The organism is Bacillus sp. FJAT-27445, from assembly GCF_001510665.1.
Taxonomy (GTDB): domain Bacteria; phylum Bacillota; class Bacilli; order Bacillales; family Cytobacillaceae; genus Bacillus_D.
Map to the genome: position 1 here is coordinate 38,898 of NZ_LMTI01000005.1, position 25,339 is coordinate 64,236.

Consider the following 25,339-nt stretch of genomic DNA (forward strand, 5'->3'; position numbering starts at 1 on the left):
GAATAAAATGAAGGAAGTTCTTTTAGCATTGGCCGGAGGGATGGCAGTTGGAATCGTGTTTAAATTTATCAAGCTTCCACTGCCTGCGCCGCCGGTGTTTTCCGCTGTGGTAGGTGTATTCGGGGTATACTTCGGCGGTGTCGTCTATGAATGGCTACTAAGATTTTTCCATAGTTAAGCATACGGGGAGTGAACAGGATGAATGAAAAGGAGTTAATTCAAGAAGCTATAAAGGCAAGGGAGCTTGCGTATGTCCCTTATTCAAAATTTGCCGTCGGAGCCGCCTTATTGTCCAAGGATGGGCAGGTATTCCGTGGCTGCAACATTGAAAATGCTGCTTATCCGATGACAAACTGCGCCGAACGGACCGCAATTTTTAAAGCGGTTTCCGACGGTGTTACAGAATTCAAAGCAATCGCTGTTGTTGCCGATACCGACAGGCCTTGCTCACCATGCGGAGCCTGCCGCCAGGTAATAGCCGAGTTATGCGGTCCGGACATTGATATTATCCTTACAAATTTAAAGGGAGATATTTTACATGTTCGTTCGGAGGATATTTTACCAGGGGCTTTTTTGGCTAAAGATTTGACCTAAGAGCTCATTTTCGATTACACTAGGCAATTTCTTATGCAAAAATAAATAGGCAAATAATTAGAGCCGGCCATTAGCCAGCTCTTTTTTTAATGGACTATTTTGATACGTAAGGATTCCCTGTTATCCAGAAGCGCCAAGGATACTCCCTTGCTTCGCCGGAATTTCCGATTCCTATTCTGGGTCCCTCCGAAATGGATTCGGTAATGCGGCCCTTTGATATGAAAAGAGGCGGTTCAGTAAATTTTTTTCCGTAATCATCCATTGAAATTCCCAGCGCCTTTGTAAGCTTCCCCGGCCCGCTAGTCAATTTGACGGTTTCAGCCACTCCTCTCCGTTCATGCATTAGGGACTCTCCGTAAACCGGCTCTACTGCCCTTATGAGTACCGCTTCAGGATTGCCTTCACCCCCACTGACAACATTGACAAGGCAGTGGGTATGCATGACATAGGTATATACTCTGCCTGATTCACCGAACATAATTTCTGTCCGCTTTGTCCTTCGGTTCATATAACTGTGTGCCGCCCTGTCGCCGGGGCCAATGTAAGCTTCAGTTTCAACAATATATCCGGCTGCCAGTCCTTCGCTTGTTTCTTTTGCCAACACGCAGCCTAGCAGGGAACGGGCCAATAACAGGGTCGGCATCTCGAAAAATTCCTGGCCAAGCGCCTTGAATCCCGAAATATCCACTCCATCGTTGCTTATTTCCATAGGAACCTCCAAATTAATGATGCTTTCATAACACTTCCCTTACTTGGAGGATTTTAATCAAAAAAAACAGGGAAATGAATCCAAAGGTACAAAACCCTTTCACAAAATGTCTTTTGTTCTAAAAATATCCTTCGTTATGCAGTTGTTTCCAAGCTGTATAACTACTAAACTAGGAAGTGCAAATACTTAACTAAATAATGACAATAATCGGGAGAAATCCCTAAAATGGGACATGTTGGAGTTGGTAAGAATGGATATGAAGAAATTTGAAAAACTACTTTTGAATAAGGTAAAGAATCAATTGTCGGACTGGTTCGACGTACATGAAGCATCCCTGCCAAATGAAAATGAACTTTTTCGTTTCCTTCATTCAATTAAAGGAACTGCCGGTTCGGTCGGGCTTGAAGCTTTATCGGACATCGCTGAAGACTTGATGGCGCAAATCAGTGAAAACAGTAAACGGCAATGGAAACCTGACGATTTGAAAACTTTTTTAAACGGGCTCATCAGCCATACCTATGAATATGAGAATGACTCCCGTCTGAAAAATAGCGAGTCTCGGGAACATCTACCGGTTATCCAGATTATTAGCGCCGATGTTTCGAGAATTGTTCTAGCTAAAGAGGCTCTTGAGAAAAACGGTTGGATTGTCATGCCTTATACTGCCTTGGAAAAAGCGCTTAGGAGCAAATACGACCTTAGGCCGGACCTTATCATTATTGATAACAGGGAATCGATGGGACTTGCTATCCTGGATGAACTTGAAAAGCATCACTCAAAGCACTTTATTCCTAAAGTCGTGATTGGCCATGGAGGCAGATGGAAGGAAAGAATGGATGCCTACAAACGCGGGGCTGATGATTTTATTGAAATGCCGTTTGAGATGGAAGAACTTATTGCCAGGGTCGGCCGCCTGCTTGATAGAAAAGCACTGTTTGACCAGTCCGCCTTATTGGATGAATTGACAGGATTATATAATCGGAAGTTTCTGAAGGATACTTTTAAAAGAAACCTGGCGGCTCTTTCCAGAACAAAAAAAGAGTTTTGCCTTGCTGTATTGGATCTTGACCATTTTAAAGAAATTAATGATGAGTTTGGCCATTTGGCGGGAGACCAGGTACTCTCCTCATTTGCTGCATTTATAAAGGAAAAGACAAGGGGAACGGACAGCGTTTTCAGGCTGGGAGGCGAGGAGTTTGCAATAGTCTTTTCGGGAACTAGTATCAAGGAAGCAGAATCCATCCTGAACAGGCTGCTTGAAGGAATGAAGAAACTCGTGTTTTCAGAAAAAGGCAAATCGTTTTCGGTTACTTTTTCGGCCGGCCTCTTCTTAATCAACAGTGAAGCGACAACACTGGAGGAAGCCATAGGCGAAGCAGACCGGTCATTGTATTCAGCAAAAGCAAATGGCAGGGCTCAAGTAGTAACATCCGACGAGAAAATCGGAGAGGTATATAAAAAACCACTTCATATCTCTGTCATTGATGACGATGCAATTATCAGGTCCATGCTCTCAAAAATTATTAAAGGAATGGATGCCCCGAATTTCCAAACGGATGTTGAGGTATTCGAAAATGGACGCAAATTTTTGGATTCCAACCGCCTTGGGATGAAAGGTGACCACTTCCTAATTCTTGATGGTGTAATGCCGGTGATGGATGGCCTTGAAGTTCTCCAGAGGGTAAGGAAAGAGGCCGTGGGCGTGCCGGTAAAAGTCCTTATGTTAACCGGCCGGAAAAATGAATACGATATTGCCAGGGCATTGGAGCTTGGAGCGGATGATTATGTTACAAAACCTTTTAGCATCACCGAGCTGGAAGCAAGGATCAAAGTTTTGATCCAGAGGCCGAATTAATGGCGGCTGAATTATACGCATTAGCCTTACTGACAGCTGTATTCATTAGCACTCTTTTCCTGCTTTTGCTTTATCTCGCCTTGAGAAAAACAATGGCGAACAGAAATCGGAAACAAATTGAGCAATATAAAGAAAGATTTAATCCGTATCTTTTTGAGTACATCACGGAAGGTACGATAACAAGAAAGCTTGTCCCAAGAAGAGATGCCGAGAAGAAAGCAGTAGAAGAACTACTCGCGAAATATGCCGAAATCCTCGAGATGGGAGAAGAACGGAAAAACCTTGCCGATTGGGCAGGACTTCACCTCACTGATTATTACCGGAGCAGGCTGCAAAGCCGCAAATGGAGTTCTAGAATGAATGCCCTCTATTATATAGAGGATTTTAAGATGGATACCCTCCTCAAGGACCTCTTTAAGATGCTTGGGAAAAAGCGCACATCCCGCGACGAACTTATCCATATTTTAAGGATTCTTGCCAATTTCCAGTTCATTAACCTCTATGACTATTTGAATAGGAAATTTTCCTTTCTATCAGAGTTTGAATGCCGGAATATCCTTGTCAGGCTGGAGGATGGGCATTTTGATCAATTCACGCTTGGCTTCCATCAGGCAAGGGCAGAACTGCAAAATGCTTTACTGGATGTGATTGGCGTAAATAAAGACATTAAATATTTATCGTTTCTTGAATCCATCTTCCAATCCTATAGAGGGGAAACAAGATTGCGTGCGCTTAAGGCAATAGGATCGATTGGATATGTGAGCAATCTTGATGATTACCTGCCGCTCTCATCTTCCAGCAGCTGGGAAGAACGGATGCTTGCTGCAAGACTCATAGGTTCAATGAGGGATGAAAAAGGAATAGCGAACTTAAAAGAATTGATTCATGACCGTACGTGGTGGGTCCGTTCCCAGGCAGGTCAGGCGCTTTCAAAATTTCCAGGCGGAGGTGCGATTCTCCAGGAAATTGTTGATACAACAAAGGATCCGTTCGCCAGGGATATGGCCCTCGAATGGATCAATAAAGGAGTTTAACGATGCCGAATCTTGAGTGGCTCGATTTTGTAACTTTTTTTGGCTGGTTTATTGCCATTTATATGTGCGGGGTCATTGTTTTTTATTGTGTCATTCTGTTTTTCTCTGTTGTGCAGCTTCGAAGAGAATCGCAGCTTGATAGGGACCAGGCTTATATGGAATATACAAACGAGATTTATACGAAGCCGGTATCGATCATTGTCCCGGCATATAACGAGGAGGCGGGGGTCGTCCAAAGCGTCCGTTCCCTCCTGTCATTGAATTACCCGCTTTTTGAAGTCATTGTTGTGAACGATGGATCAAAGGACCAAACACTTGGAAAAATGATCGATCACTACGAGATGAAGGAAATCAGCAAAGTGATCCGGAAACAGCTTGACTCGAAACCGATCAGGAGAATATATCAGTCTTCCTTGCTCCCAAACCTTTATATGATTGACAAGGAAAATGGAGGGAAAGCGGATGCCCTGAATGCGGGGCTTAATTTTTCCAACTATCCTTATGTTTGCTCCCTGGATGGTGATTCGGTCCTTGAACGCGATGCTTTCCTGAAGGTTATGAAGCCTATCATCGATTCCGATGAGGAAGTAATTGCTTCAGGGGGAAGCGTCAGGATTGCGAACGGCTGTGAAATCAGGGATGGCCATATCCTAAAAATCGGGATCTCAAGCCATCCACTTGTTATTATGCAAATTATTGAATATTTGCGGGCGTTTTTAATGGGAAGGATTGGTTTGAGCAGGCACAATCTGCTGCTGATCATTTCCGGCGCGTTCGGAGTATTCTCCAAACGCTGGGTCATGGAAGCAGGAGGATATAAGACCGATACGGTCGGGGAAGATATGGAACTGGTGGTCAGGATGCACCGGCTAATTAAAGAAAAGGGATTGAAGAAAAAAGTTGTCTATGTCCCAGATCCTGTCTGCTGGACGGAAGTGCCGGAAGATTTGGCCACTCTCCGCCGGCAGCGCAGCAGATGGCACCGCGGATTATTTGAAAGCCTTTGGGCACATCGCAAACTGACTTTGAATCCGAAATACGGATCAATCGGCTTTGTTGCCTTCCCTTATTTCTGGTTCGTCGAGTTCCTCGGCCCAATCGTTGAGCTATCTGGCTATGTGTTCGTCCTGCTCTGCCTGTTCTTAGGCGGAAGCTATTTTGAATTCGCCATCCTTATCTTATTGCTTTCGCTTCTTTATGGTTCGGTCATTTCCATGGCCGCTGTCCTGCTTGAAGAATGGTCATTGACAAAGTACCCTCAAGTGCGGAACATTGTGAAGCTCTTTCTGTATTCACTTACCGAAACAATCTGGTACAGGCCTCTTACGGTCCTTTGGCGTTGTGAAGGAATATGGCAGGTAATCAAAAGGGATAAGAGCTGGGGAGAAATGAAAAGAAAAGGTGTATCTCAATGAGACTAATTAAAAATAAGCCCCGAATTATTGTTGTCCTGATTACAGCACTGTTTTTAGCAATGCTGACTGCCCCTTTTTGGCTCTGGCAGCTAAAGGCTTCAAAGGAACTGAATGTTTTCATTATCGATAAAACCGTTCCAGACAAGTCTTATCGGGAACATAACGGGCTCGTCTGGATTTTGAACAATGAAAAATACAGGACTGATGAAGGAGAGGCCTATTCAGCCAAAACAGGCTATAGCGGCTTTAAGCCGGAGGAAAATGGAAAGTTCAGCACAATTGGCCTGCCCGAGAATTTAAATAGGCAGGATGTAATCTACCTTGCAGACCAATATGGCGTATATGAGGAAGAGTTTCTTGGAAAAAACCAGCTTGGCAAACGGTCCGATATGCTATACGGCGGACTTCAGCCGGAAGAACTCGACCAAATTGAGAAGACACTTCATACAAGCGAAGGTATGACGTTTATCGCAGAATTCAATACATTCGGCAGCCCGGCAACTGCTGAAGTTCGTTCAAGGATGTCCAACCTTCTCAACGCCGACTGGACTGGTTGGATTGGCCGCTATTTCCCTGACTTGGCAAGCAAGGAGGTTCCAGTCTGGGCAAAAGAAAAGTATGGCGGGCAGACAGGCGGCTGGACTTTTTCCGGTCCCGGCTTCGTGTTTGTGAACAAGGAAGACTATGTGGTGGTTGCTCCTGAAAAGGAGTTGACCGGAAACGGAGCGGATTTCACTTTTACAAAGGCTGGGGAAAAAAGGTTTGGACGTAAGATCAATGCCACGTACCAATACTGGTTCGATGTCATTGAAGCAAGGGACAGTTCAGAAATACTTGCTTCCTTTAGCCTGCCGTTAAAGGCTAAGGAAAGGGAACGGCTGGAAGGGTTCGGGATTCCTTCTGTATTCCCCGCAGTCGTTTCCCATGTGAATGCACGATTCACTTCGTATTATTTTGCCGGTGATTTTGCTGATGAGGGTGAAGTTCCATCCATTTATCAAACCAAAGGTTTCACTGAATGGAAGGAGCACTTCGGGACAAAGGATTCGTTTTATTGGAAGGCATACGTTCCAATGATGAAAAACCTTTTTACACATGGGCTTCATGCAGGTGTAAAGCAGGATAAGGTTGAGATTGCCGAAAGTGGCGGTGTAAAGACAAACAGCAAGACTGGCCGTGATTATATCCAGATAAAACGGAAAGGCAAATGGGAAGACATACTCATTAAAGGGGTCAATATGGGGATTGCCAAGCCTGGGTATTTTCCTGGGGAGGCAGCCATCACGAAGGACGAGTATGCGCGCTGGATCAGGGCGATCGGCGCAATGGATGCCAATGCAATCAGGATCTATACGCTGCACCCGCCTGCATTTTATGAAGCATTAAAGGAATATAACGAAACGGCCCAAAAGCCTCTCTACCTGTTCCATGGGGCCTGGGTGAACGAGGAAGAACTTGTAAAGGGCCAGGATGCCTTCTTAAGTACAGCGGATATTAAAACCGAGATTACACACTTGATAGATATCATCCATGGGAACGCTGATCTGCCTGAGAGGAGAGGGCATGCATCAGGTTCGTATACCGCTGATATTTCAAAATACGTTCTAGGAATAATCGCCGGCATTGAGTGGGACCCGCAAATGGTTGTGTCAACGAACGAAAAGCATAAAGGGATGGAGCAGTACAATGGGGGCTATTTCAGGACGGCAGCGGCTAGCCCATTTGAAATTTGGCTCGCCCAGGTGCTTGATTACGCAACAAAATATGAAACGGATAAATACGGCTGGCAGCATTCCATGAGCTTTACAAACTGGGTGACGACAGATCTTTTGAAGCATCCTTCTGAGCCGCTTAAAGAGGAGGATCTCGTTGCGGTAAATCCAAACCACATTTTAGGAAAAAAAGAGTTTAAAGCCGGTATGTTCGCTTCTTATCATATATATCCGTATTACCCGGACTTCTTGAATATTGAGGAGTCGTATTTGAAGTATAAGGATGCTGATGGTAATCCGAATAACTATGCGGGTTATCTGAACGAGTTGATCAAGGAACACGACATGCCTGTTGTCGTGGCCGAATTCGGTGTGCCTTCTTCAAGGGGCCTGACGCATTCCAATCCGTTTGGAATGGGACAGGGAAAGCATTCGGAACAGGAACAAGGGGAAATAAACTCCACCCTGTTCAAATCCATTGTTAACGAGGGTTATGCCGGTGGAATGGTCTTTTCCTGGCAGGACGAATGGTTCAAGAGAACATGGAACACAATGGACTTTGACAATCCCCACAGAAGGCCATTCTGGAACAATCTGCAAACGAATGAGCAGCATTTTGGGCTTCTCAGTTTTGATCCTGGAATAAAGGGCGCTTCCCTTTATCCGGATGGGAAGGCCGAAGACTGGACAAAGCTTGGCATTAAACCTGCCTATGAAGGCGGAAAGGGGTCCATAAAGGAAGCCTATTTTGGAGCGGATGCTGGCTATCTCCATTTCATGCTGAAGCTTAACGAGCCTGCCAGCCTTGAGAAGAAGCCAATCCGGCTCTTATTGGATACGGTACCGGGCCAGGGCCAGACAAGGATAAAAAATGAAGTTGGCGAAGTGCTTGAAGCCGCGACGGGAGTAGATTTCCTTGTAGAACTCGCCGGTGAAGGTAAATCGAGGATAAAGGTTGACAGTTACTATGATTCTTTTTACTACGAATATGGAAACCGGCTGAAAATGATACCTGAAAAGCCGAATGCGGGTAAAAAGGACAATGGTGTATTCCATCCAATCAGGCTCGCCCTGAATAAAAAAATGATCCATCCCCTTACAAAGGATATATTGCCTTTCGAGGATTACGAAACAGGTCTGTTGGCTTATGGAACCGCTAATCCAATTGACAAGAATTATAATTCCCTTACCGATATCAGCATAAGCAGTAATGGGGAAATCATCGAAGGCAGGATAGCTTGGCAGCTATTGAACATAAAGGACCCTAGCCAGAAGGAGGCAATGGGTGACTTTTGGGCGGGAGGCCTTGAAGAAAATAGTGTATCGATTGAGGGAATAAAGATTGCTCTCGCTCAGACCGAGAAAGGAAAGATGGAAAAGGCATTTCCGGCAAATAATGGCGATTGGTATGATTTCAATTGGAATAAATGGCAGGAGCCTTACTTCCATGAAAGGCTGAAGGCATCCTACTACATCATGAAGGGTATTTACAAATCGATTGGATTGGAGGGGGAACGGAAATGAAACGCATTTTATTGGCGGAAGACGAAGAAATTTTACGGATGCTGGTAATGGACACGCTTGAGGACAGTGGCTTTTCAATTGATGAAGCCGCCGATGGCCAGGAAGCGCTCGATCTTATCAAACAGAACACATATGATTTAATCATCCTTGATTACATGATGCCAGTGTACACGGGGCTTGAAATTATTGAAATGATCCAGAGCAAGGCTAGGAGCGAGGGGACGAAAATCGTGATGCTGTCAGCGAAAAGCCAGCAGTATGAACAGGAAAAGGTACTCGCCGCTGGGGCGGATTACTTTATTTCAAAGCCCTTCAGCCCCGCGCAGCTTTTAGGGAAGGTCGAGGAAATACTGAATGGGGAAAATTAGGGATTACGTAAATAAAAGCCTCTCGAGAAGATTTGTCGTTATGATGGGCGCGTTCCTTGTCTTTTTCCTCGTTGGCACTGGCATTCTGCTTTCCATTCTGAATGTTCTGAGCAGTTCTTATACAGAGGAAAGGACCGCCCTTAAGAAAAAGACAATGGCAGCCCAGGATATTAGTGAATCTTTCAACCAGGCTTTCTTTGATGCCAGGGGCTATATGGCCTTCGGCAATAAAAATATGAGAGATAGTACAATTGCAAAGGAAGAAGAAATTAGAAGGTTTTCAGATGATTTTGGACTGAAGGCATCATCAGAAAGGGATTTAGTATTCCTTCAAAAAGTAAAGGGTTTCTCCGACTATTATTTTGGCGAAGTCCTTCCGCCTGTATTTACGGCATATGAAAATGGGGCGAAGGGGCATGAGCTTGCGGAGGCAAATCCTGAAGTTACCAAGAGGGTAAGGGACTTTAAAATCTACCTTAGCGATTATCTGACCGGTCTCGAGGATGAGTTGGACAACCGGTACAGCAAGCTGATACGAACGCAAACGTATGTGATGTTTACATTTATCTTATTTATTGTTGGAATCCTCCTTACGGTTCTGGCCATAACAAGGTTGATGCTAAACCAGGTTGGCAAGCCGCTTTCCGAGCTTTCCGCCGCCGCAAATGACATTGCCGATGGTAAACCGGCCATCCTGCCAAGGGCGGAAAACAGGGAGGATGAGATAGGGGTTCTTTCACTCGCCTTCCGGGTCATGACCGAAAAAGTAATGGAAAAGGAAAAGGATCTGCTTGAGCAGAACAATACGCTGATAGACCAAAAGGAAGAGCTCCATGCCCAGCAGGAGGAGCTTGAAAAGACGCTTCTCGTATTAAGAAAAAATGAGGCAAAGCTTAGCAGCAGAAATGAATTGATAAACAGGATGTCCAGGTCGATGAACAAAAAAGAAGTGCTTGGCAGTGTTATTTCAAATATGTGCAAAATCCTGAATGCGGATAAAGGGATTATTGTGCTGATATCCGATTATTCCTATGCCGCCGAGGGCGTTTCCCCGGAGGGAAGCAAAAAATTTATTGGGCACTTAAAGGAAGGGATGCTTGAAAGGCTTGCCGCTGAAAAAGGAGCTGTTTTACTCAGCAGGCGTACACGGCCAGAGGAGGAAGGCCTGCATGAGGAAAGCTTTTATTGCCAAGACCTTTATTTGCCAATCTTTTCTAATGAAAAAGAAATAGACGCGGTAATGTGCTTCACCCGAATGGGTCAGCCTTTCAGTGAAGAGAATTATGACGATTGGCGTGTATTATCTAAAAATATAGGTATAGCGGTTGATAAAATTGCCCTTTTTGAACTATCCGAAAGGGAAAGAAGTCTCAATCAAAGCATTCTTGATACAATCAAGGAAGGAGTCCAGCTCGTTGATAAAGCGGGTATGATTCTCCAGGTGAATGGCCAATTTTGTGAAATGTTTAGTAAGAAGGGCAGACTGCAACAAGGAATGGACCGGGAGCAATGGACATCCATGCTCGATTTCTTTATTGAAGAAAGCGATGACTTTTTCGTCTACTTAACTGAAGCCTTGTCAGGAGATGAAATAGGAGAGTCACAAACCTTTACCTATACAAAAAAGGATACTGGCCAGGTTATCAAGGTTTACAGCAAAGCGGTTTGCCACGGTGGTGAAAGGCTTGGAACTGTTTTTGTCCATAGAGATATTACAAAGGAATTCGAAGTTGACCAAATGAAATCGGAATTTGTCAGTACTGTAAGCCATGAATTAAGAACACCGCTCGCCAGTATTCTTGGCTTTAGTGAGCTTATGCTGAACAGGGAACTGAAACCCGAGCGGCAAAAAAAGTACACAGCGACAATTTTGAGCGAGGCCAAACGGCTGACCAGCCTGATTAATGACTTCCTTGACGTGCAAAAAATGGAAGCCGGGAAAATGAATTATGATAAAAAGCAGGCGGACATAAATGAACTACTTAATCATGTTGTTGAAATATACAAGGATATGTCTGCTAAGCATGAAATCCACTTAGATGCTCCGGAAGAGGCACTCGTTGTCGGGGACAAGGAAAAGCTTGGCCAGGTTTTCAGGAACCTGCTCAGCAATGCGATTAAGTATTCACCTGATGGCGGAGTGGTCAATGTCTCGGTTTATCGGGACAAAAGCAATATCCATATTGATATCACAGACCCTGGAATCGGGATTCCGGAAGAAGCAATTGGCAAGCTGTTCACCAAATTTTATCGGGTGGACAACTCAGACCTTCGCAAAATAGGAGGGACAGGCCTTGGCCTGGCTATTGTCCAGGAAATTGTCAAAGCGCATCGGGGCACTATTAAAGTCAGTTCCGTTCCGAATGTGGGTTCTACCTTTACTGTAACGTTCCCTGCCTATATGGAAAAAATAGAGGAGAAGCTTGAAACAGAGGAAGGCAACGGTTCTGGTTACCGGGTAATGGTGATTGAGGATGATTCCAGCCTTGGTGAGCTTATTGTCCAAGAACTAAAAGAAACTGGCTTTCGAGTCAACTATTTTGCCAATGGAGCAACCGCTCTTGAAGCAATGGGGAAACAGCCGCCAGACGCTCTTGTCCTTGATATTGTCTTAGAGGGTGGGGGGATGGACGGATGGGAAATAATGAACAGGATGAAGCAGAGCGCCAACCTGAAAAACATTCCAATAATTATTTCCAGTGCCCTGGATGAAAAAATACGAGGGCTGAATCTTGGTGCCCATGAATATCTTGTGAAACCATACAAACCGAGCCAGCTATCAAAAACCATTATGCAAACCCTTTTGAATTTGGGTAAATCAGGTCAAATTTTCATTCCGGGCAATGGCATTCAAGAATAAAAAGTGAAACAAGCAGCCCCCTGCATTTAGAGGTAATTGTCACTGAATCTTCCTGATTTTATCTGCTCATTTGAGGTATAATAAAGTGAATCTTCCATCAGCGGTGGTTTTCCGCTGAGTTATTGTAAATGTGTTTAAGGGATTTAAGATGGAAGGGACTAACAAAGGGGCGGAAAAAATGGACATTAAGAAAGATTATCGAATCGAAAAGGATTTCCTCGGGGAAAAGGAAGTTCCGAATGAAGCCTATTATGGAGTTCAGACGATGCGGGCGGTTGAAAATTTCCCGATCACAGGCTATAAAATCGATTCGAGCCTAATAAAATCAATGGCAGTCGTGAAAAAGTCTGCTGCCATGGCCTGCAGGGATACAGGGCAGCTTGATCAAGGTATCGCCAACGCAATTATCGAGGCTTCGGATGAGGTAATTGAAGGCCAGTGGCATGACCAATTCATCGTCGACCCGATCCAGGGAGGAGCCGGGACATCGGTAAACATGAATGCGAATGAAGTGATTGCCAACCGTGCCCTTGAACTGCTGGGAAAACCAAAGGGCAGCTATCAATATATCAGTCCGAATACGCATGTAAATATGGCTCAATCCACTAACGATGCATTTCCTACAGCAATCCACATCGCTGTGCTGTCTTCGCTTGAAGGGCTGCTTGCCAATATGGAAGCACTTAACGCGGCATTTGTGGAAAAGGCGAAGGAATTTGACGATGTCATTAAAATGGGCAGGACACATTTGCAGGATGCGGTTCCAATCCGGCTTGGCCAGGAATTCCAGGCGTATGCGAGAGTGCTTTGGCGTGATGTTGAAAGAGTACGGAATTCACGTAAGCATCTTTACGAGGTCAACATGGGTGCGACCGCTGTCGGGACAGGCTTGAATGCGGATCCTGCCTACATCGAAATGGTTGTCGGCTACCTTGCCCAAAATAGCGGTTTTCCGCTCGAGAAGGCAGAGCACCTTGTCGATGCTACACAAAATACGGACTGTTACCTGGAAGTATCCGCGGCACTTAAGGTTTGTATGATGAATATGTCAAAGGTGGCGAACGATCTAAGGATGATGGCTTCAGGTCCAAGGGCGGGCCTTGGAGAAATCATGCTGCCACCGCGCCAGCCAGGTTCATCAATCATGCCAGGAAAGGTAAACCCCGTCATGGCTGAGGTGCTGAACCAGGTGGCATTCCAGGTTATCGGCAACGACCATACCATCTGTCTCGCCTCGGAAGCGGGCCAATTCGAGCTGAATGTCATGGAACCAGTTCTTGTATTTAACCTCCTCCAGTCGATTAAGATCATGACAAATGTGTTTGATGTATTCCGCAAGTATTGCCTCGAAGGTATCGAAGCAAACAGGGAAAGGCTTGAAGAGTATGTCAATAACAGCGTTGGAATCATAACCGCAATCAACCCGCATGTCGGCTATGAGACGGCTGCCGCCATTGCAAAAGAAGCCATTGAGACCGGAAAGTCGGTCCGTGAGCTATGTCTAGAAAAACAAGTTCTTACAGCATCAGAACTCGATATCATTCTTCATCCATTCGAAATGACCGATCCGGGAATTTCAGGGAAAGAATTGTTAAAAAAGAAGGTATTGGTTGAAGCTTAATTGAATGGCAAAAGGCATCTTCAAAACTGAAGATGCCTTTTTCTAATTTATAATAGTTCTCCGGCCATTTTGTAAATGATACTGCGGGAAAGAAGGACAGGCTTGAAGGTATGGGCCTGTGCAATTGATTTCATATTTTCGGTATAGCCCATGCAATCAAGGACAATTGCCATGGCGGGAAGCCTGTCCAGTTGCTTTACTGCGTCTATCAGAATTTGTTCGTTAAATATATAGGGTGAGCAGGCTGCCGGGAGGGCATTAAAGCCTGCTCCCATCCATTTATTAATAATTTCTCCTCCCTGTTCGGGAAGGGGAAGAATTACTCCGAGAGGACCGCCTCTTAACAATCCTTTGACTGCAAAATTGAGTAGAAAGTCTGGATAAATAATAGGAATTTCACTTTTAAATAAAGGGAATCTCCCGGTACAGGCAAGTATGATGAGGGAAACTCCTTCTCCGTGCAGCTCATCTATCAATTCTTGGATGATCGGTAGAACCTTTTCCTTCGCCATAGTGGCACTTTTTCCATTGCGCAGGCGGGAAATGAGGACTGTGTGTCCTTCTTCCGGCTTAAGTGTCCGAATTTCTTCAACTGTTTTTCCATCCAGGACACCCTTTTCCACAATCCTCGTTCCTGCAGGAAGGTGCTTCCGAATATCCTCGGTCATATCACCTCTTGGGGTTTGGCCAATGGTAATCACGCCGACCGTTTTTTGCATGCCAATCACCTCTGTATACCATAGGCTTTATTCCCATTGATATAGGTGGCCACAACTGTTGAGCGGCTGTCGAAAGGGTGGTGCGACCAGAGGACAAAGTCGGCATCTTTACCGGCTTCGATAGAACCGACGCGGTCCTGTATACCAACGAGCCGTGCCGCTTCGCTTGTTATGCTCTTTAAAGCCGCCATTTCATCAAGCCCGAATTTTACCGCTTCCGCCGCGCAAAGGATTAAATATTGAATTGGGATAAACGGATGGTCGGTCATGATGGCGAAGGGAATTCCAGCTTCATGAAACATTTTTGGAGCGGCTGGCGTTGAATTTCTCGTTTCATACTTTGTAGAAGGAAGCATGAATGGCCCAAGGGTGACGCTGGCGCCGCTATCCTTTATCGCATCAAGCATCAGATGGCCTTCCGTGCAGTGCTCGAGGGATAACCCAATTTGAAACTCTTTGGCAATCCGGATTGCCGTAGCAATATCATCACCACGATGGCAGTGAAGGTGGAGCGGCATTTTTCCCTCCAATACTTCAATAAATGGGCTGAGGTCAGTCCTTTTTTCCATGTGGGAAGCTCGTTCCCCTGCAGAAAGATCCATCGCTTTTTGAAAACCATTTCGAATGATTTGCGCAACACCCATCCTCGTATAAGGGGTTTTATTATAGGATTGCCCAAAGACATTCTTTGGATTTTCTCCGAGCGCGCCTTTTAATCCGCTTCTTTCAACAATTAACATTTCTTCGAGTGAGGAACCTCCTGTTTTAAGAATGCTCCATACACCGCCTATCGGATTGGCGCTCCCGGTACCCGTTTGAACGGTCGTTACCCCGCCTTTCCTGGCGAATTGAAATGAAAAATGGTTTATATTGATGCCGTCGATGGCATCCATCAGCGGAGTAAATGGCTCGGAGTATTCACATGCATCGTTGACATGCTCATCAATTTCACCCCAAATGCCGACATGCGTGTGGATGTCAATCAGGCCGGGAGTGATAACCATCTTGGCGGCGTCTTCAATCCTTGCATCAGCGGGAATGTCCGTATTTACCCCGGCCTTGATGATTTTTCCGTCCTTTACCCATAAATCGGCGTTTGACAAGACTGTATTTTCCTTATCCATTGTATAGATTTCAGCGCCGCGAAATATTGTAAGCATCTAATCACTCCCCCCTGTAAACTTCTTTACCTTTTATAAACGTTCGTTCAACTCGCGCTGTTAACTCAAGAGGATGCCTATTCCAAAGAACGAGATCCGCAAACAGTCCTTTTTCGATTCTTCCAGTTAGATGATCCACTTTTAAAAGTCTGGCAGCATCCTGAGTAAGTCCGTTTAAGATTGTTTTCACGGGAACCCCTGCCTTGAGTGCTAAAGCCCCTTCAAGCTGCAAGTGTGTAACCGAACTTACTGGATGGTCGGTTGAAAAAGTAAAGGGCACATGCTGCTCATAAAGTGAACGGAAGAGTGTCCAATCCAAATTCCTTAGTTCACCTCTGTCCATGGGCTGAAAGCAAGGGCCAGCAATAACAGAAGAGACGATATTGGATGGCAGTCCCGCACAAAGCGGGAATTCCGTTCCATGAACCAGGTTGAATTGGATGCCAAATTCTCCGGCAATCCGAAAGGCAGTTGCGATATCATCAGCGCGATGGGAACGGATAAAAATAGGGGTTTCCTGCAAATTGTATTGAATTTGGAGGGCCTTTAACGATTCCCTTATCTTTTTCGCAATCCCCATACGTGTGAGTGGAGTTTTCGTTTTGCCCCAAAAGGCATTTTTCGGAACATCACCCATGGAGAAGGTGAAACCAAGGTTCTTCTTCAATACCATTTCATCCACGGTTGTCCCGTGGGTATGGATAACCGATGATTTTGCCCCGACAATGGCCTCGGGGCTGGAAACTACATGAGAAGCGGTCACCCCTGAAGCAACTGCATCCTGAAAAGCCTTGTCAAATGGGTAAATCCCGTCGATCACATCCATATCCCAGCCTTTTTCCACGTTTGGCTCGTATCCATCATTGCCTTCCCAACGGACGCCAATTTCCTTTAAGCCAATTTGGGAACATGAATCAATCAAGCCTGGCGTTAAAAATAGACCGGCTGCATCGATTATTTTACAATCAGGCAAAGGCGAATCAGAAGGGAGGATTGAAGATATTAAGTTATCTTCAATCAGAACGGTATTTTTGGAAAATTCACCAGTCTGGTTATTATAAACATTGGCGTTTATAATGGCGGTCATTGACATGAAATATGCCACCTTTCAATTTTAGAATAAGAACAAAATGCGTAAGCGCCTTGTTTAGCCCCGACCAGATTAAGACGGGGCCCGCAGGACACTGAATGTCATCCCCGAATTCGCCCACGCACGAAGGAAATGCGAGCATTTCCGAGGACGGGCCTGCCCTCCGGAGGGAACCGGCTTAAGACCTCGAGGGGCTAGGCGCTCCTCGAAAAAGCTACCGCTTTTTCTTCGTGCGATGCCTATGCTTCCGAAGCTTACTCTTGTGGAGCTGGATTACAATAACTTATTTCGAGTTATTAACAATGTTCTAATTTATACTGGTAAGCAAAGAAAAAGCAGAGAGATTTCCCTCTCTACTTTTCTGTATCAAAAAATAAGAATGCTTATAATTTGTCTAGCTCCAGCGCCCAGCGCCTAGTGTACTTCTGTCCCCTCGCTACGATAAGTCAACATCGATTCGCATTCGCTCATCGTGTTTCCTTTATCTCCATCGGGGCCCTCCAGTCCATACGGCGCTAAACGGGCGCTTGCGCTTTTCTTTATTTCTCCATCCATACGTTTGTTCCGTTAGGTGAAACGATTTTAATGGAAGAGTCAGGTGAGACTTCGAAGCCATGCACTTTTTTGCTTACTCCTGCTGTAGCGTCCATGGTTTCAAGCTCAATTCTTGGTACATCCTTCATAATGATTTCAAGGGCCTGCTGATAAAGCTTCGCGCGTTCGTTCTGATCGACTGTTTCGGATGATGCCCGGTTCAGAAGTGAATCAACCTCTGGATTTGAATAGCCTTTGCCGTTTCCAAGAGCGCCAAGCTGGTCAGTGTGGAACAATTGATACAAGAAGAAATAAGGATCCGGATACCAGGTCCACCCGCCAATTGACATCGGCGCATTTCCTTTCGCAACTGTGTCGCTGTAAGTTCCCCATTCCACCACTTTCAGTTCAACATCGATGTTCAGGTTTTCCTTCATCTGGTTTTGGAAAATGGTCCCGTATGGTACACGGGCTTCGGCCAAGTAGAGCTCTGTTTTAAATCCTTTTGGATAGCCTGCTTCGGCAAGAAGCTTCTTCGCTTCTTTTGGATCGAATGTTGGAGTAAGTTTTTCTAAGTCTTTGCTATATCCCCAAGACCCTTTTGGAAGCGGCATGAACGATTTTTCTGCTCCGCCCCATTTGTTTACTCCTTTTACAATTTCTTCAATATCTGTACCTTTATAAATTGCCTCACGTACTTTAGGGTCGGCTGTTGGGCCTTTTTTATTGTTTAAATCCAAGTAGGTAATTGCGAGAGATGGTGTGGATTGCAATTCAAGCTTAGCATCGGTTTTAACCAGTTCACGGTTTTGTCCTTTAATGTCCATTCCGATATCAAGGTCGCCGGAACGGAGGGAGTTTGTCATCGTGTTTGGTTCAGGGATAATCGTGAAATTTACTCCATCCAGATGGGGTTTTTCTCCCCAATAGTTTTCATTGCGGACAAGCTTGATCTGGGAATCCTTTTGCCAACTCTTGATTTGGAAAGGACCAGTGCTTATTAAATGGCTGCCAAAAGAATCTCCCCAGCCTTCAACCTCTTCCTTTGGAACAATGAGGTTCCCGCCATCTGTCAGCATTGCGAGCAGGGCGGCATTTGGCTCGCTCAAATGGATGGCAACCTCGTTTTCTCCTACTACTTCAACACTTTCAACACCGCGCAGGCGGTTCATTGCTGATTCTTTTGCAGAGCGTTCAAGGCTGTACTTTACGTCCTCAGCTGTCATTTTCCTGCCGTCTTGGAACTTACCAGGCTGGAAGAAAACATCGTCACGAAGTTTGAAATTATATACCTTCATATCATCTGAGACGGACCATTCGGTTGCAAGGGAAGGGACGAATTCACTTAGTTCCTTGTTGTAAACAACCAGTGTATCCCCAATTTGAAGCATAACCTGCGATTCATATAGACCCGTATACTTTATCGGGTCCAATGTTTTCGGGTTGGCGGATAGGCCCACCCTTAAAGTGCCTCCATCCTGTGGCTTTCCTGTAGCAGCAGATTTTTCTTCATTAGAAGAGGATGACCCGGAATTGCTTCCCGAAGAACATGCGCTCAAAGCTAGAATGACTACAATGAGAGCCATAAAGAATAGACGACTGCGAAACCTTTTTTTCATCTTTGTTGCTCCTTCCATATGTTTCTAATAGTGAACCATCAATTCGAATAATGAATTTAAAAATAAACTTAACATATTCAAAAAATTAAGTAAACAAGTATTTAAAATATTTTAATAATAATCTTTTTTAAATTAATTCATTATTTACAAAAATTAATCACGGTGCTAAACTTACTTTTAATTCATTAAACGAATCAATGTTTCAGATAGTGAAATAAAAGGAGGTTGCTTATGGGCAAATATATAATTAGAAGATTAGTTGATTTGGTACCCACGATTTTTGTCGTGGCAGTTATTGTCTTTATTATTACGCGGATGATTCCTGGAGATCCTGCGGCTGTTATGCTCGGCCCGCAAGCAAGTGTGGAAGATATAAAAGCTCTAAGGGAAAGCCTGGGATTGAATGATCCTATATATGTTCAATTCTTTCATTATATCGGTGAGTTGTTAACTGGTAATTTTGGGGTTTCGCTTACCTATAATGAACCGATTGTTCAACTAATAATGGAACGTTTCCCAAATACCCTTATTCTTGCTATCAGTGCTCTGATTATTGCGTTCCTCATAGGGGTTCCGGCGGGCATCATTTCCGCTTCGAGGCAAAATTCTTTATTGGATTACTCCGTCATGCTCGTTTCCCTAATAGGTGTTTCAATGCCGATCTTTTGGCTTGGGGTTATGCTGGTCCTTTATTTCAGCGTAAATCTTGGCTGGTTTCCGGCAACAGGAATGGGGGACATAAGCGAAGGGATTATACCTTACTTAAAGCATTTGGTTTTGCCAAGTATCACGCTTGCAACAATTCCCATGGCGACCTTTGCCCGGATTACCCGGTCAAGCATGCTTGAAGTCATTTCGCACGACTATATTAAGACCGCCCGTTCAAAGGGGTTAAGTGAGTTTATTGTAATTTGCAAGCACGCTTTTAAAAATGCCTTAACTCCGCTTTTGACCGTACTTGGTATGCAAATTTCGGCCCTGCTTGGCGGAGCTGTACTTACAGAAACAATCTTCAGCTGGCCAGGAATGGGACGTTTGATTGTCGATGCAATTGATAAAAGGGATTTTGTTGTCGTTCAAGGAACTGTCCTCTTTATCGCAGTAATCTTTGTCCTTGTTAACTTGCTGGTAGATGTCATGTACAAAGTAGTGAATCCAAGAGTGAATTACTCTTCCGGTAAAGGAGGGAACGAATAGATGGCTGGAATACAAAGTTCAGTTACACCGGCTCAGCCAAATGAAATTCAGGTTAAAAAGGAAGCGGGATTATTTAAGAAGCTTATCCGAAACCGGCTGGCTGCCGTAGGGCTTACGATAGTAACAACAATGGTTCTCGTTGCTATTTTCGCCCCGCTGATCGCACCGTACCCTCCCAATAAAATGGATATAGCGAATTCATTGGCTGTTCCAGGTTCTAAAGGGCATCTTCTCGGAACGGATAACTATGGGAGGGATTTGCTAAGCCGTTTGGTTTATGGGGCAAGAATTTCCCTGATCGTTGGGGTCTCAGCTGTCGTTTTCGGTGCATTTTTTGGCACCCTGCTTGGACTTGTGTCCGGCTATTTTGGAGGAAGGCTTGATTCGGTCATTATGAGGACCATGGATGGCTTATTTGCATTCCCGTTCATCCTTTTGGCAATCACGTTAATGACAGTACTCGGCCAGGGGCTTGTAAATGTAATCATTGCCATTGGAATCGCCAACGTGCCAGGGTTTGCGAGAATTGTACGCGGGCAGGTGCTTAGCGTGAAGGAAGAGGAATTCATTGAAGTAACTAGGTCTTTGGGAGCTACCCATCCGCGTATACTTTTCCACCATGTTCTTCCTAACTGCCTTGCTCCATTAATCGTTTATGGAACGATGAGCGTCGCTGGCGCAATCGTTTCAGAAGCCGCTTTAAGTTTCCTTGGACTCGGGGTACAGCCTCCCACCGCTTCATGGGGAAGCATTTTGAAAGACGGGAAGGACTTTTTAGTATTAAGTCCGCATATGGCGACATTTTCAGGCTTGGCCATCCTGCTAACGGTTCTTGGCATTAACTTATTTGGTGATGGATTGCGTGACGCACTGGATCCTAAAATGAGAGTTTAATAGGCTGGAGGTGAAGAGTATGTCAGATTTGTTAGTAAAGGTTGAAGATTTGGAGGTTCATTTTCGCTCATCTTCTTCCATTGTAAAGGCTGTAAATGGAGTTAGTTTTACTTTGAATCGAAAAGAAACGATTGGCATTGTCGGTGAGTCCGGATCTGGGAAGAGCGTGACAGCAACGGCTCTGCTTCGCTTGATCCCAAACCCGCCGGGGAAAATTGCAGGTGGGAAAATCCTTTTTGACGGGAAGGATCTTCTGTCCCTTTCAGAAAAAGAAATGCGCAATGTGAGAGGCAATGAAATCTCAATGATTTTCCAGGACCCAATCACAAGCCTTAATCCTGTATATACAATTGGAAATCAAATCATGGAGGTAATCCGGGCCCATCGCAAGGTTTCGAAAAAAGAGGCCAAGCAGGCAGCAATCGATATGCTGAAGCTGGTTGGTATTCCGGAAGCCGAGAAACGTATTGAAATGTATCCTCATGAATTTTCAGGAGGGATGAGGCAAAGGGTCATGATTGCGATTGCCCTTGCTTGCAACCCGAAATTATTAATTGCAGATGAGCCAACAACTGCCTTGGACGTAACGGTTCAGGCGCAAATTTTGGATTTAATGAGAAACCTGCAGGAGACAATCGGCACTTCCATTATTATGATTACCCACGATTTGGGAGTTGTTTGGGAAATGTGTGACAAGGTCATTGTCATGTACGCCGGCAATACCGTTGAATCCGGAAGTGTGAAAAATATATTCGATAACCCGCTTCACCCGTATACATGGGGCTTACTTGATTCACAAATTACTAGCGAGGTTGGCGAAGGTGAGAAGCTTTCCGCTATCCCCGGCACCCCTCCTGATTTGCGCCAGGAAATCCTGGGCTGCCATTTCGCGGACCGTTGCCCTTATGCCCAGGATATTTGCCGTTCGGTAAAGCCTAAGCTCATTGAGGTAGAAGAAAACCACTTTGCTTCCTGCCACTTCCAAACGAAAGAAATGAGGCTGGAGAGAAAGGAGAGGGCTTACCATGGCTGAAGCAATATTAAAGGTCGAAAATATTAAAAAACACTTTCCGATTGGTGACCCGCTTCCTTTTAAAAAATCAACGCAAAGTGTCAAGGCAGTTGATGGGGTTAGCTTCGAAGTATACTCGGGAGAAACGCTGGGCATTGTCGGGGAATCCGGGTGTGGAAAGTCAACGATGGCAAGATTGATTAACCAACTCATCCGCCCTACTGAAGGGAAGGTCCTTTTTAAAGGGCAGGACCTGGCAAAAATGGCTGTGAAGGACCTTCGTACATCCAGAAAATCGATTCAAATGGTTTTCCAGAACCCGTATGCCTCGCTTGACCCGAGAAAAACAATTCGGCAGCTGCTTTCAGAGCCATTGGAAATCCACCATGTTGGGAACAAACAATCTCGGCATGAGAGGGTTAACGAGCTACTGGAAGTAGTTGGTTTAAGCAGCTACCATGCCGATCGTTATTCTCATGAGTTCTCAGGTGGGCAGCGGCAGCGAATCAATATTGCCAGGGCGCTCGCATTGAATCCGGATGTCATCATTTGTGATGAACCTGTTTCTGCCCTGGATGTTTCCGTTCAGGCACAGGTTATTAACCTTTTAAAGGATTTACAGAAAAGGTTCGGCTTAACTTACATTTTTATCTCCCATGATTTAAATGTAGTGAGATATATGTGTGACAGGATTGCGGTAATGTACCTGGGCAAAATTGTCGAAATTGGAACATATAAAGAAATTTATGAAAATCCGCTCCACCCATATACAAAAGCCTTGCTTTCAGCTGTCCCAACAGAAAGCCCATATGAGAAAAAGGAAAGAATCATCTTGAAGGGCGATGTGCCAAGCCCCGTAAATCCGCCATCGGGCTGCCATTTCCACATGCGGTGCCCGTTTGCGATAGAGATGTGCAAAACAGCGGTGCCGGTATTGGAGCAGCAGGGCTCACAGCAGCAGGTTGCCTGCCACCTCTACCAGCCATAATGGTCCGATTGGTTCAACCAAGACACAGAAAGGCGTAACGGCAAAGTTTCACGATAACCAGCTATAAAAATGGAGGAATAGATATGTCATTTAAGCATGTACTTGAGGTTTTAGAGGTAATGGACAGTATCCATGTAACAGGGAACGATATAAAAGAATATCTTGAAGGAATTTCTTCTGATGGGAACATTACCGTCCAAACCGTCGAGGGGAAAGCAGGGTCAACGGATTTTGTTAAAATTGTGATTCAAGGGGAAGAAGGAAAATCAAAAGGCGGTTCAGCCCCAACTTTAGGAATCATTGGGCGCCTGGGCGGCATAGGTGCACGTCCGGAAGTAAAAGGATTTGTTTCCGACGGCGACGGAGCCCTATCATGTATCGCTGCAGCTGCGAAACTCCTTGATATGGCTGGAAAAGGAGACAGGCTAATGGGCGATATTATCCTGACCACCCATATCTGTCCAACTGCGCCAACTTTACCGCATGACCCGGTTCCGTTCATGGATTCTCCAGTGGATATCCTGACAATGAACCAATACGAAGTGACAGAAGAAATGGATGCCATTTTATCGATTGATACGACAAAAGGGAATATGATTACAAACCACAAAGGTTTTGCCATTACTCCAACTGTAAAAGAAGGATATATTCTGAAAATAAGCAGCGATCTTCTGCATATCTATACCCAATCAGCAGGAATTCTCCCAGTGACCTTGCCAATCACCACCCAGGATATTACTCCTTATGGAAATGGAGTATACCATGTTAACAGCATCCTTCAGCCTGCAGTCGCTACTAAAAGCCCTGTGGTTGGAGTAGCGATTACAACCGAAACAGCAGTTGCCGGCTGCGGAACAGGCGCTACCCATCCTGCAGATGTTGAACAGGCGGTCCGCTTCGTCCTTGAAGTTGCCAAGCTTTTTGGCGAAGGGAAATGCTCGTTCTATGATGAAAAAGAATATGCCCGCCTTGAAGCACTGTATGGGAAAATGTCTCACCTACAAACAAAAGGAAATCAGGTGGCATTGGGATGAGCGATCTGAAGGAATTAAAGCAGAGATTAATCGAGGAAGTTGAAGCAAGGAAAGAGGAACTCATCGAGCTTTGTGGTTCATTGATAAAGATACCAAGCGAAAACCCGCCAGGCGATTCTACTGAAATTTCTCAGTTCATTGATGGGTATCTGCGCCAGTATGGGCTTGAAACAGAATGGCACGAGTCGACAGATAAAATGTTTAATTTGATTTCCAGCATCGGCCCGGAAGACGGAAAGCATTTAGTTTACTGCGGGCATACGGATGTAGTACCAGCAGGCGACTTAACAAAATGGGACTTTGATCCATTCTCTGGCGAAGTGGAGGATGGCTGGCTGCTTGGAAGAGGCGCCAGTGATATGAAGGCCGGGCTTGGAGGCATCATCTTTGCCTTTGCGCTTTTAAAACGATTAAATGTTGAAATTCCAGGAAAGTTAACGCTGGCGATTGTTCCAGATGAAGAAACCGGAGGAGAATTTGGTGTACCGTGGCTTCTTGAGCGAGGATTGGTTAAAGGCGATGGCTGCCTGATTGCCGAGCCCTCTTCCCCACTAAATCCAACCATTGGCCAAAAGGGGTCTTACTGGTTTGAACTCGAAGTATTCGGGACACCGGGACACGGAAGCTTATCACCGGTTGCGGGCGGCAATGCAATTGTCGATGCAATCGCTGCGATTGAAAAAATCAGGTCGTTATGGGATTTGGAAATCACCATTCCAGAAGAGGTAAAAGACCTTATCGAAGTATCCCAGAGGTATATGCGCGAAGTAGAAGCCGATCGGGAGAAATTCCAACCTGTTTTGGAAAGAGTCACGGTCAATATCGGTACGATCCAGGGCGGAACAAAATCCAATGTGATTCCTGAGAGCTGTAAGGTTGAGGTCGATTGCCGGCTTCCATTTGGTGTTACCCAGGATGAAGTTACGTCTTACCTTAAAAACGAACTGGATGCGCTGGGCATTCGCTATGAAATCCGCCAGTTTGGCTTCAGGAGCGAGGCCAACCATACATCTGCCGCTGACCCTGTCTGCCGTGCGATCGTGGACAATATATCCTTTGTAACCGGGGACGAAGCATATGGTGTCATGCAATGGGCCAGTAGCGATGCACGCCATTTCAGGGAGTACAATATTCCGGTACTGCAATACGGTCCTGCCTATCTGCCAAGCATCCATGGCTACAATGAAAAAGTTCTTGTTGAAGACATCGTTCGCTGTGCGAAAGTGTACGCAGCGGCTGTGATTGATTTTCTTTATGAAAAATAAATAAGATATAGCTTTGTAAGATTCAGCTTGTCTTTATCAACAGTTATCCTGCCTAAATTATTCACTCCATTTGGAGTTTGGCAGGATAACTGTTTATTATTGAAAAAATAATTGCTTTTTACCAGAATTAGAGAT

At 45.1% G+C, this 25,339-nt stretch carries 20 protein-coding genes; 15 read left to right on the top strand and 5 right to left on the bottom strand.

Features of this window, described 5'->3' with window-relative positions:
• Positions 1-7: 7 nt before the first annotated feature.
• Both AR337_RS14830 and AR337_RS14835 read left to right on the top strand, forming a co-directional pair.
• The gene (locus AR337_RS14830) at positions 8-178 is read left to right on the top strand and encodes a XapX domain-containing protein (RefSeq protein WP_059172803.1); all 171 of its coding nucleotides are present in this window, start codon (positions 8-10) and stop codon (positions 176-178) included.
• A 20-nt stretch (positions 179-198) separates the two neighbouring features.
• Positions 199-594 carry a cytidine deaminase gene (locus tag AR337_RS14835; protein ID WP_059172804.1) on the top strand — a complete coding sequence of 132 codons (396 nt, stop codon included), beginning with the start codon at positions 199-201 and terminating at the stop codon, positions 592-594.
• A gap of 94 nt (positions 595-688) precedes the next feature.
• Here the strand turns inward: AR337_RS14835 and AR337_RS14840 are convergent, their stop codons facing one another.
• Positions 689-1,303, bottom strand: coding sequence for a DNA-3-methyladenine glycosylase (locus AR337_RS14840; protein WP_059172805.1), 615 nt, complete (start codon positions 1,301-1,303; stop codon positions 689-691).
• Between the two features lie 250 nt (positions 1,304-1,553).
• Here AR337_RS14840 and AR337_RS14845 point away from each other — a divergent pair, with 250 nt between their 5' ends.
• From AR337_RS14845 to aspA, 7 genes are all read left to right on the top strand, one after another.
• Positions 1,554-3,158 carry a diguanylate cyclase gene (locus AR337_RS14845; protein WP_059172806.1) on the top strand — a complete coding sequence of 535 codons (1,605 nt, stop codon included), beginning with the start codon at positions 1,554-1,556 and terminating at the stop codon, positions 3,156-3,158.
• On the top strand, positions 3,158-4,192 hold the full coding sequence (locus tag AR337_RS14850; RefSeq protein ID WP_059172807.1) for a HEAT repeat domain-containing protein: 1,035 nt from the start codon (positions 3,158-3,160) through the stop codon (positions 4,190-4,192). The genes AR337_RS14845 and AR337_RS14850 overlap by 1 nt, the downstream gene beginning before the upstream one ends.
• Positions 4,193-4,194: 2 nt before the next feature.
• Positions 4,195-5,607, top strand: a complete 1,413-nt coding sequence (locus tag AR337_RS14855; RefSeq protein WP_059172808.1) for a glycosyltransferase — start codon at positions 4,195-4,197, stop codon at positions 5,605-5,607.
• The gene (locus AR337_RS14860) at positions 5,604-8,843 is read left to right on the top strand and encodes a hypothetical protein (protein ID WP_059172809.1); all 3,240 of its coding nucleotides are present in this window, start codon (positions 5,604-5,606) and stop codon (positions 8,841-8,843) included. Before AR337_RS14855 ends, AR337_RS14860 begins: the two co-directional genes overlap by 4 nt.
• Complete coding sequence (locus AR337_RS14865; RefSeq protein ID WP_059172810.1) at positions 8,840-9,211, top strand: response regulator transcription factor; 372 nt, start codon at positions 8,840-8,842, stop codon at positions 9,209-9,211. Before AR337_RS14860 ends, AR337_RS14865 begins: the two co-directional genes overlap by 4 nt.
• Positions 9,198-12,071 (top strand): ATP-binding protein, encoded by a 2,874-nt coding sequence (locus tag AR337_RS14870; RefSeq protein ID WP_059172811.1) that lies wholly within the window; start codon positions 9,198-9,200, stop codon positions 12,069-12,071. Before AR337_RS14865 ends, AR337_RS14870 begins: the two co-directional genes overlap by 14 nt.
• Before the next feature lie 178 nt (positions 12,072-12,249).
• Complete coding sequence (gene aspA / locus AR337_RS14875) at positions 12,250-13,692, top strand: aspartate ammonia-lyase (RefSeq protein ID WP_059173275.1); 1,443 nt, start codon at positions 12,250-12,252, stop codon at positions 13,690-13,692.
• Positions 13,693-13,739: 47 nt separating this feature from the next.
• Here the strand turns inward: aspA and AR337_RS14880 are convergent, their stop codons facing one another.
• From AR337_RS14880 to AR337_RS14895, 4 genes are all read right to left on the bottom strand, one after another.
• Positions 13,740-14,411, bottom strand: a complete 672-nt coding sequence (locus AR337_RS14880) for an AroM family protein (protein ID WP_059172812.1) — start codon at positions 14,409-14,411, stop codon at positions 13,740-13,742.
• A gap of 5 nt (positions 14,412-14,416) precedes the next feature.
• Entirely contained in the window at positions 14,417-15,571 is a 1,155-nt protein-coding gene (locus AR337_RS14885; protein ID WP_059172813.1) for an amidohydrolase, read from the bottom strand.
• Between the two features lie 4 nt (positions 15,572-15,575).
• Positions 15,576-16,664, bottom strand: coding sequence for an amidohydrolase family protein (locus tag AR337_RS14890; RefSeq protein ID WP_059172814.1), 1,089 nt, complete (start codon positions 16,662-16,664; stop codon positions 15,576-15,578).
• Between the two features lie 536 nt (positions 16,665-17,200).
• Complete coding sequence (locus AR337_RS14895) at positions 17,201-18,814, bottom strand: ABC transporter substrate-binding protein (RefSeq protein WP_059172815.1); 1,614 nt, start codon at positions 18,812-18,814, stop codon at positions 17,201-17,203.
• A 231-nt stretch (positions 18,815-19,045) separates the two neighbouring features.
• Here AR337_RS14895 and AR337_RS14900 point away from each other — a divergent pair, with 231 nt between their 5' ends.
• The 6 genes from AR337_RS14900 to AR337_RS14925 all read left to right on the top strand — a co-directional run bounded on the left by AR337_RS14900 (position 19,046) and on the right by AR337_RS14925 (position 25,204).
• Positions 19,046-20,011, top strand: coding sequence for an ABC transporter permease (locus AR337_RS14900; protein WP_059172816.1), 966 nt, complete (start codon positions 19,046-19,048; stop codon positions 20,009-20,011).
• Positions 20,012-20,905, top strand: coding sequence for an ABC transporter permease (locus tag AR337_RS14905; protein ID WP_059172817.1), 894 nt, complete (start codon positions 20,012-20,014; stop codon positions 20,903-20,905).
• Positions 20,906-20,924: 19 nt separating this feature from the next.
• Entirely contained in the window at positions 20,925-21,938 is a 1,014-nt protein-coding gene (locus AR337_RS14910) for an ABC transporter ATP-binding protein (RefSeq protein WP_059172818.1), read from the top strand.
• Entirely contained in the window at positions 21,931-22,905 is a 975-nt protein-coding gene (locus tag AR337_RS14915) for an ABC transporter ATP-binding protein (RefSeq protein WP_059172819.1), read from the top strand. The genes AR337_RS14910 and AR337_RS14915 overlap by 8 nt, the downstream gene beginning before the upstream one ends.
• 83 nt (positions 22,906-22,988) lie before the next feature.
• Positions 22,989-23,939 carry a DUF1177 domain-containing protein gene (locus tag AR337_RS14920; RefSeq protein WP_059172820.1) on the top strand — a complete coding sequence of 317 codons (951 nt, stop codon included), beginning with the start codon at positions 22,989-22,991 and terminating at the stop codon, positions 23,937-23,939.
• Positions 23,936-25,204 carry a M20 family metallopeptidase gene (locus AR337_RS14925; protein WP_059172821.1) on the top strand — a complete coding sequence of 423 codons (1,269 nt, stop codon included), beginning with the start codon at positions 23,936-23,938 and terminating at the stop codon, positions 25,202-25,204. The genes AR337_RS14920 and AR337_RS14925 overlap by 4 nt, the downstream gene beginning before the upstream one ends.
• Positions 25,205-25,339 lie beyond the last annotated feature (135 nt).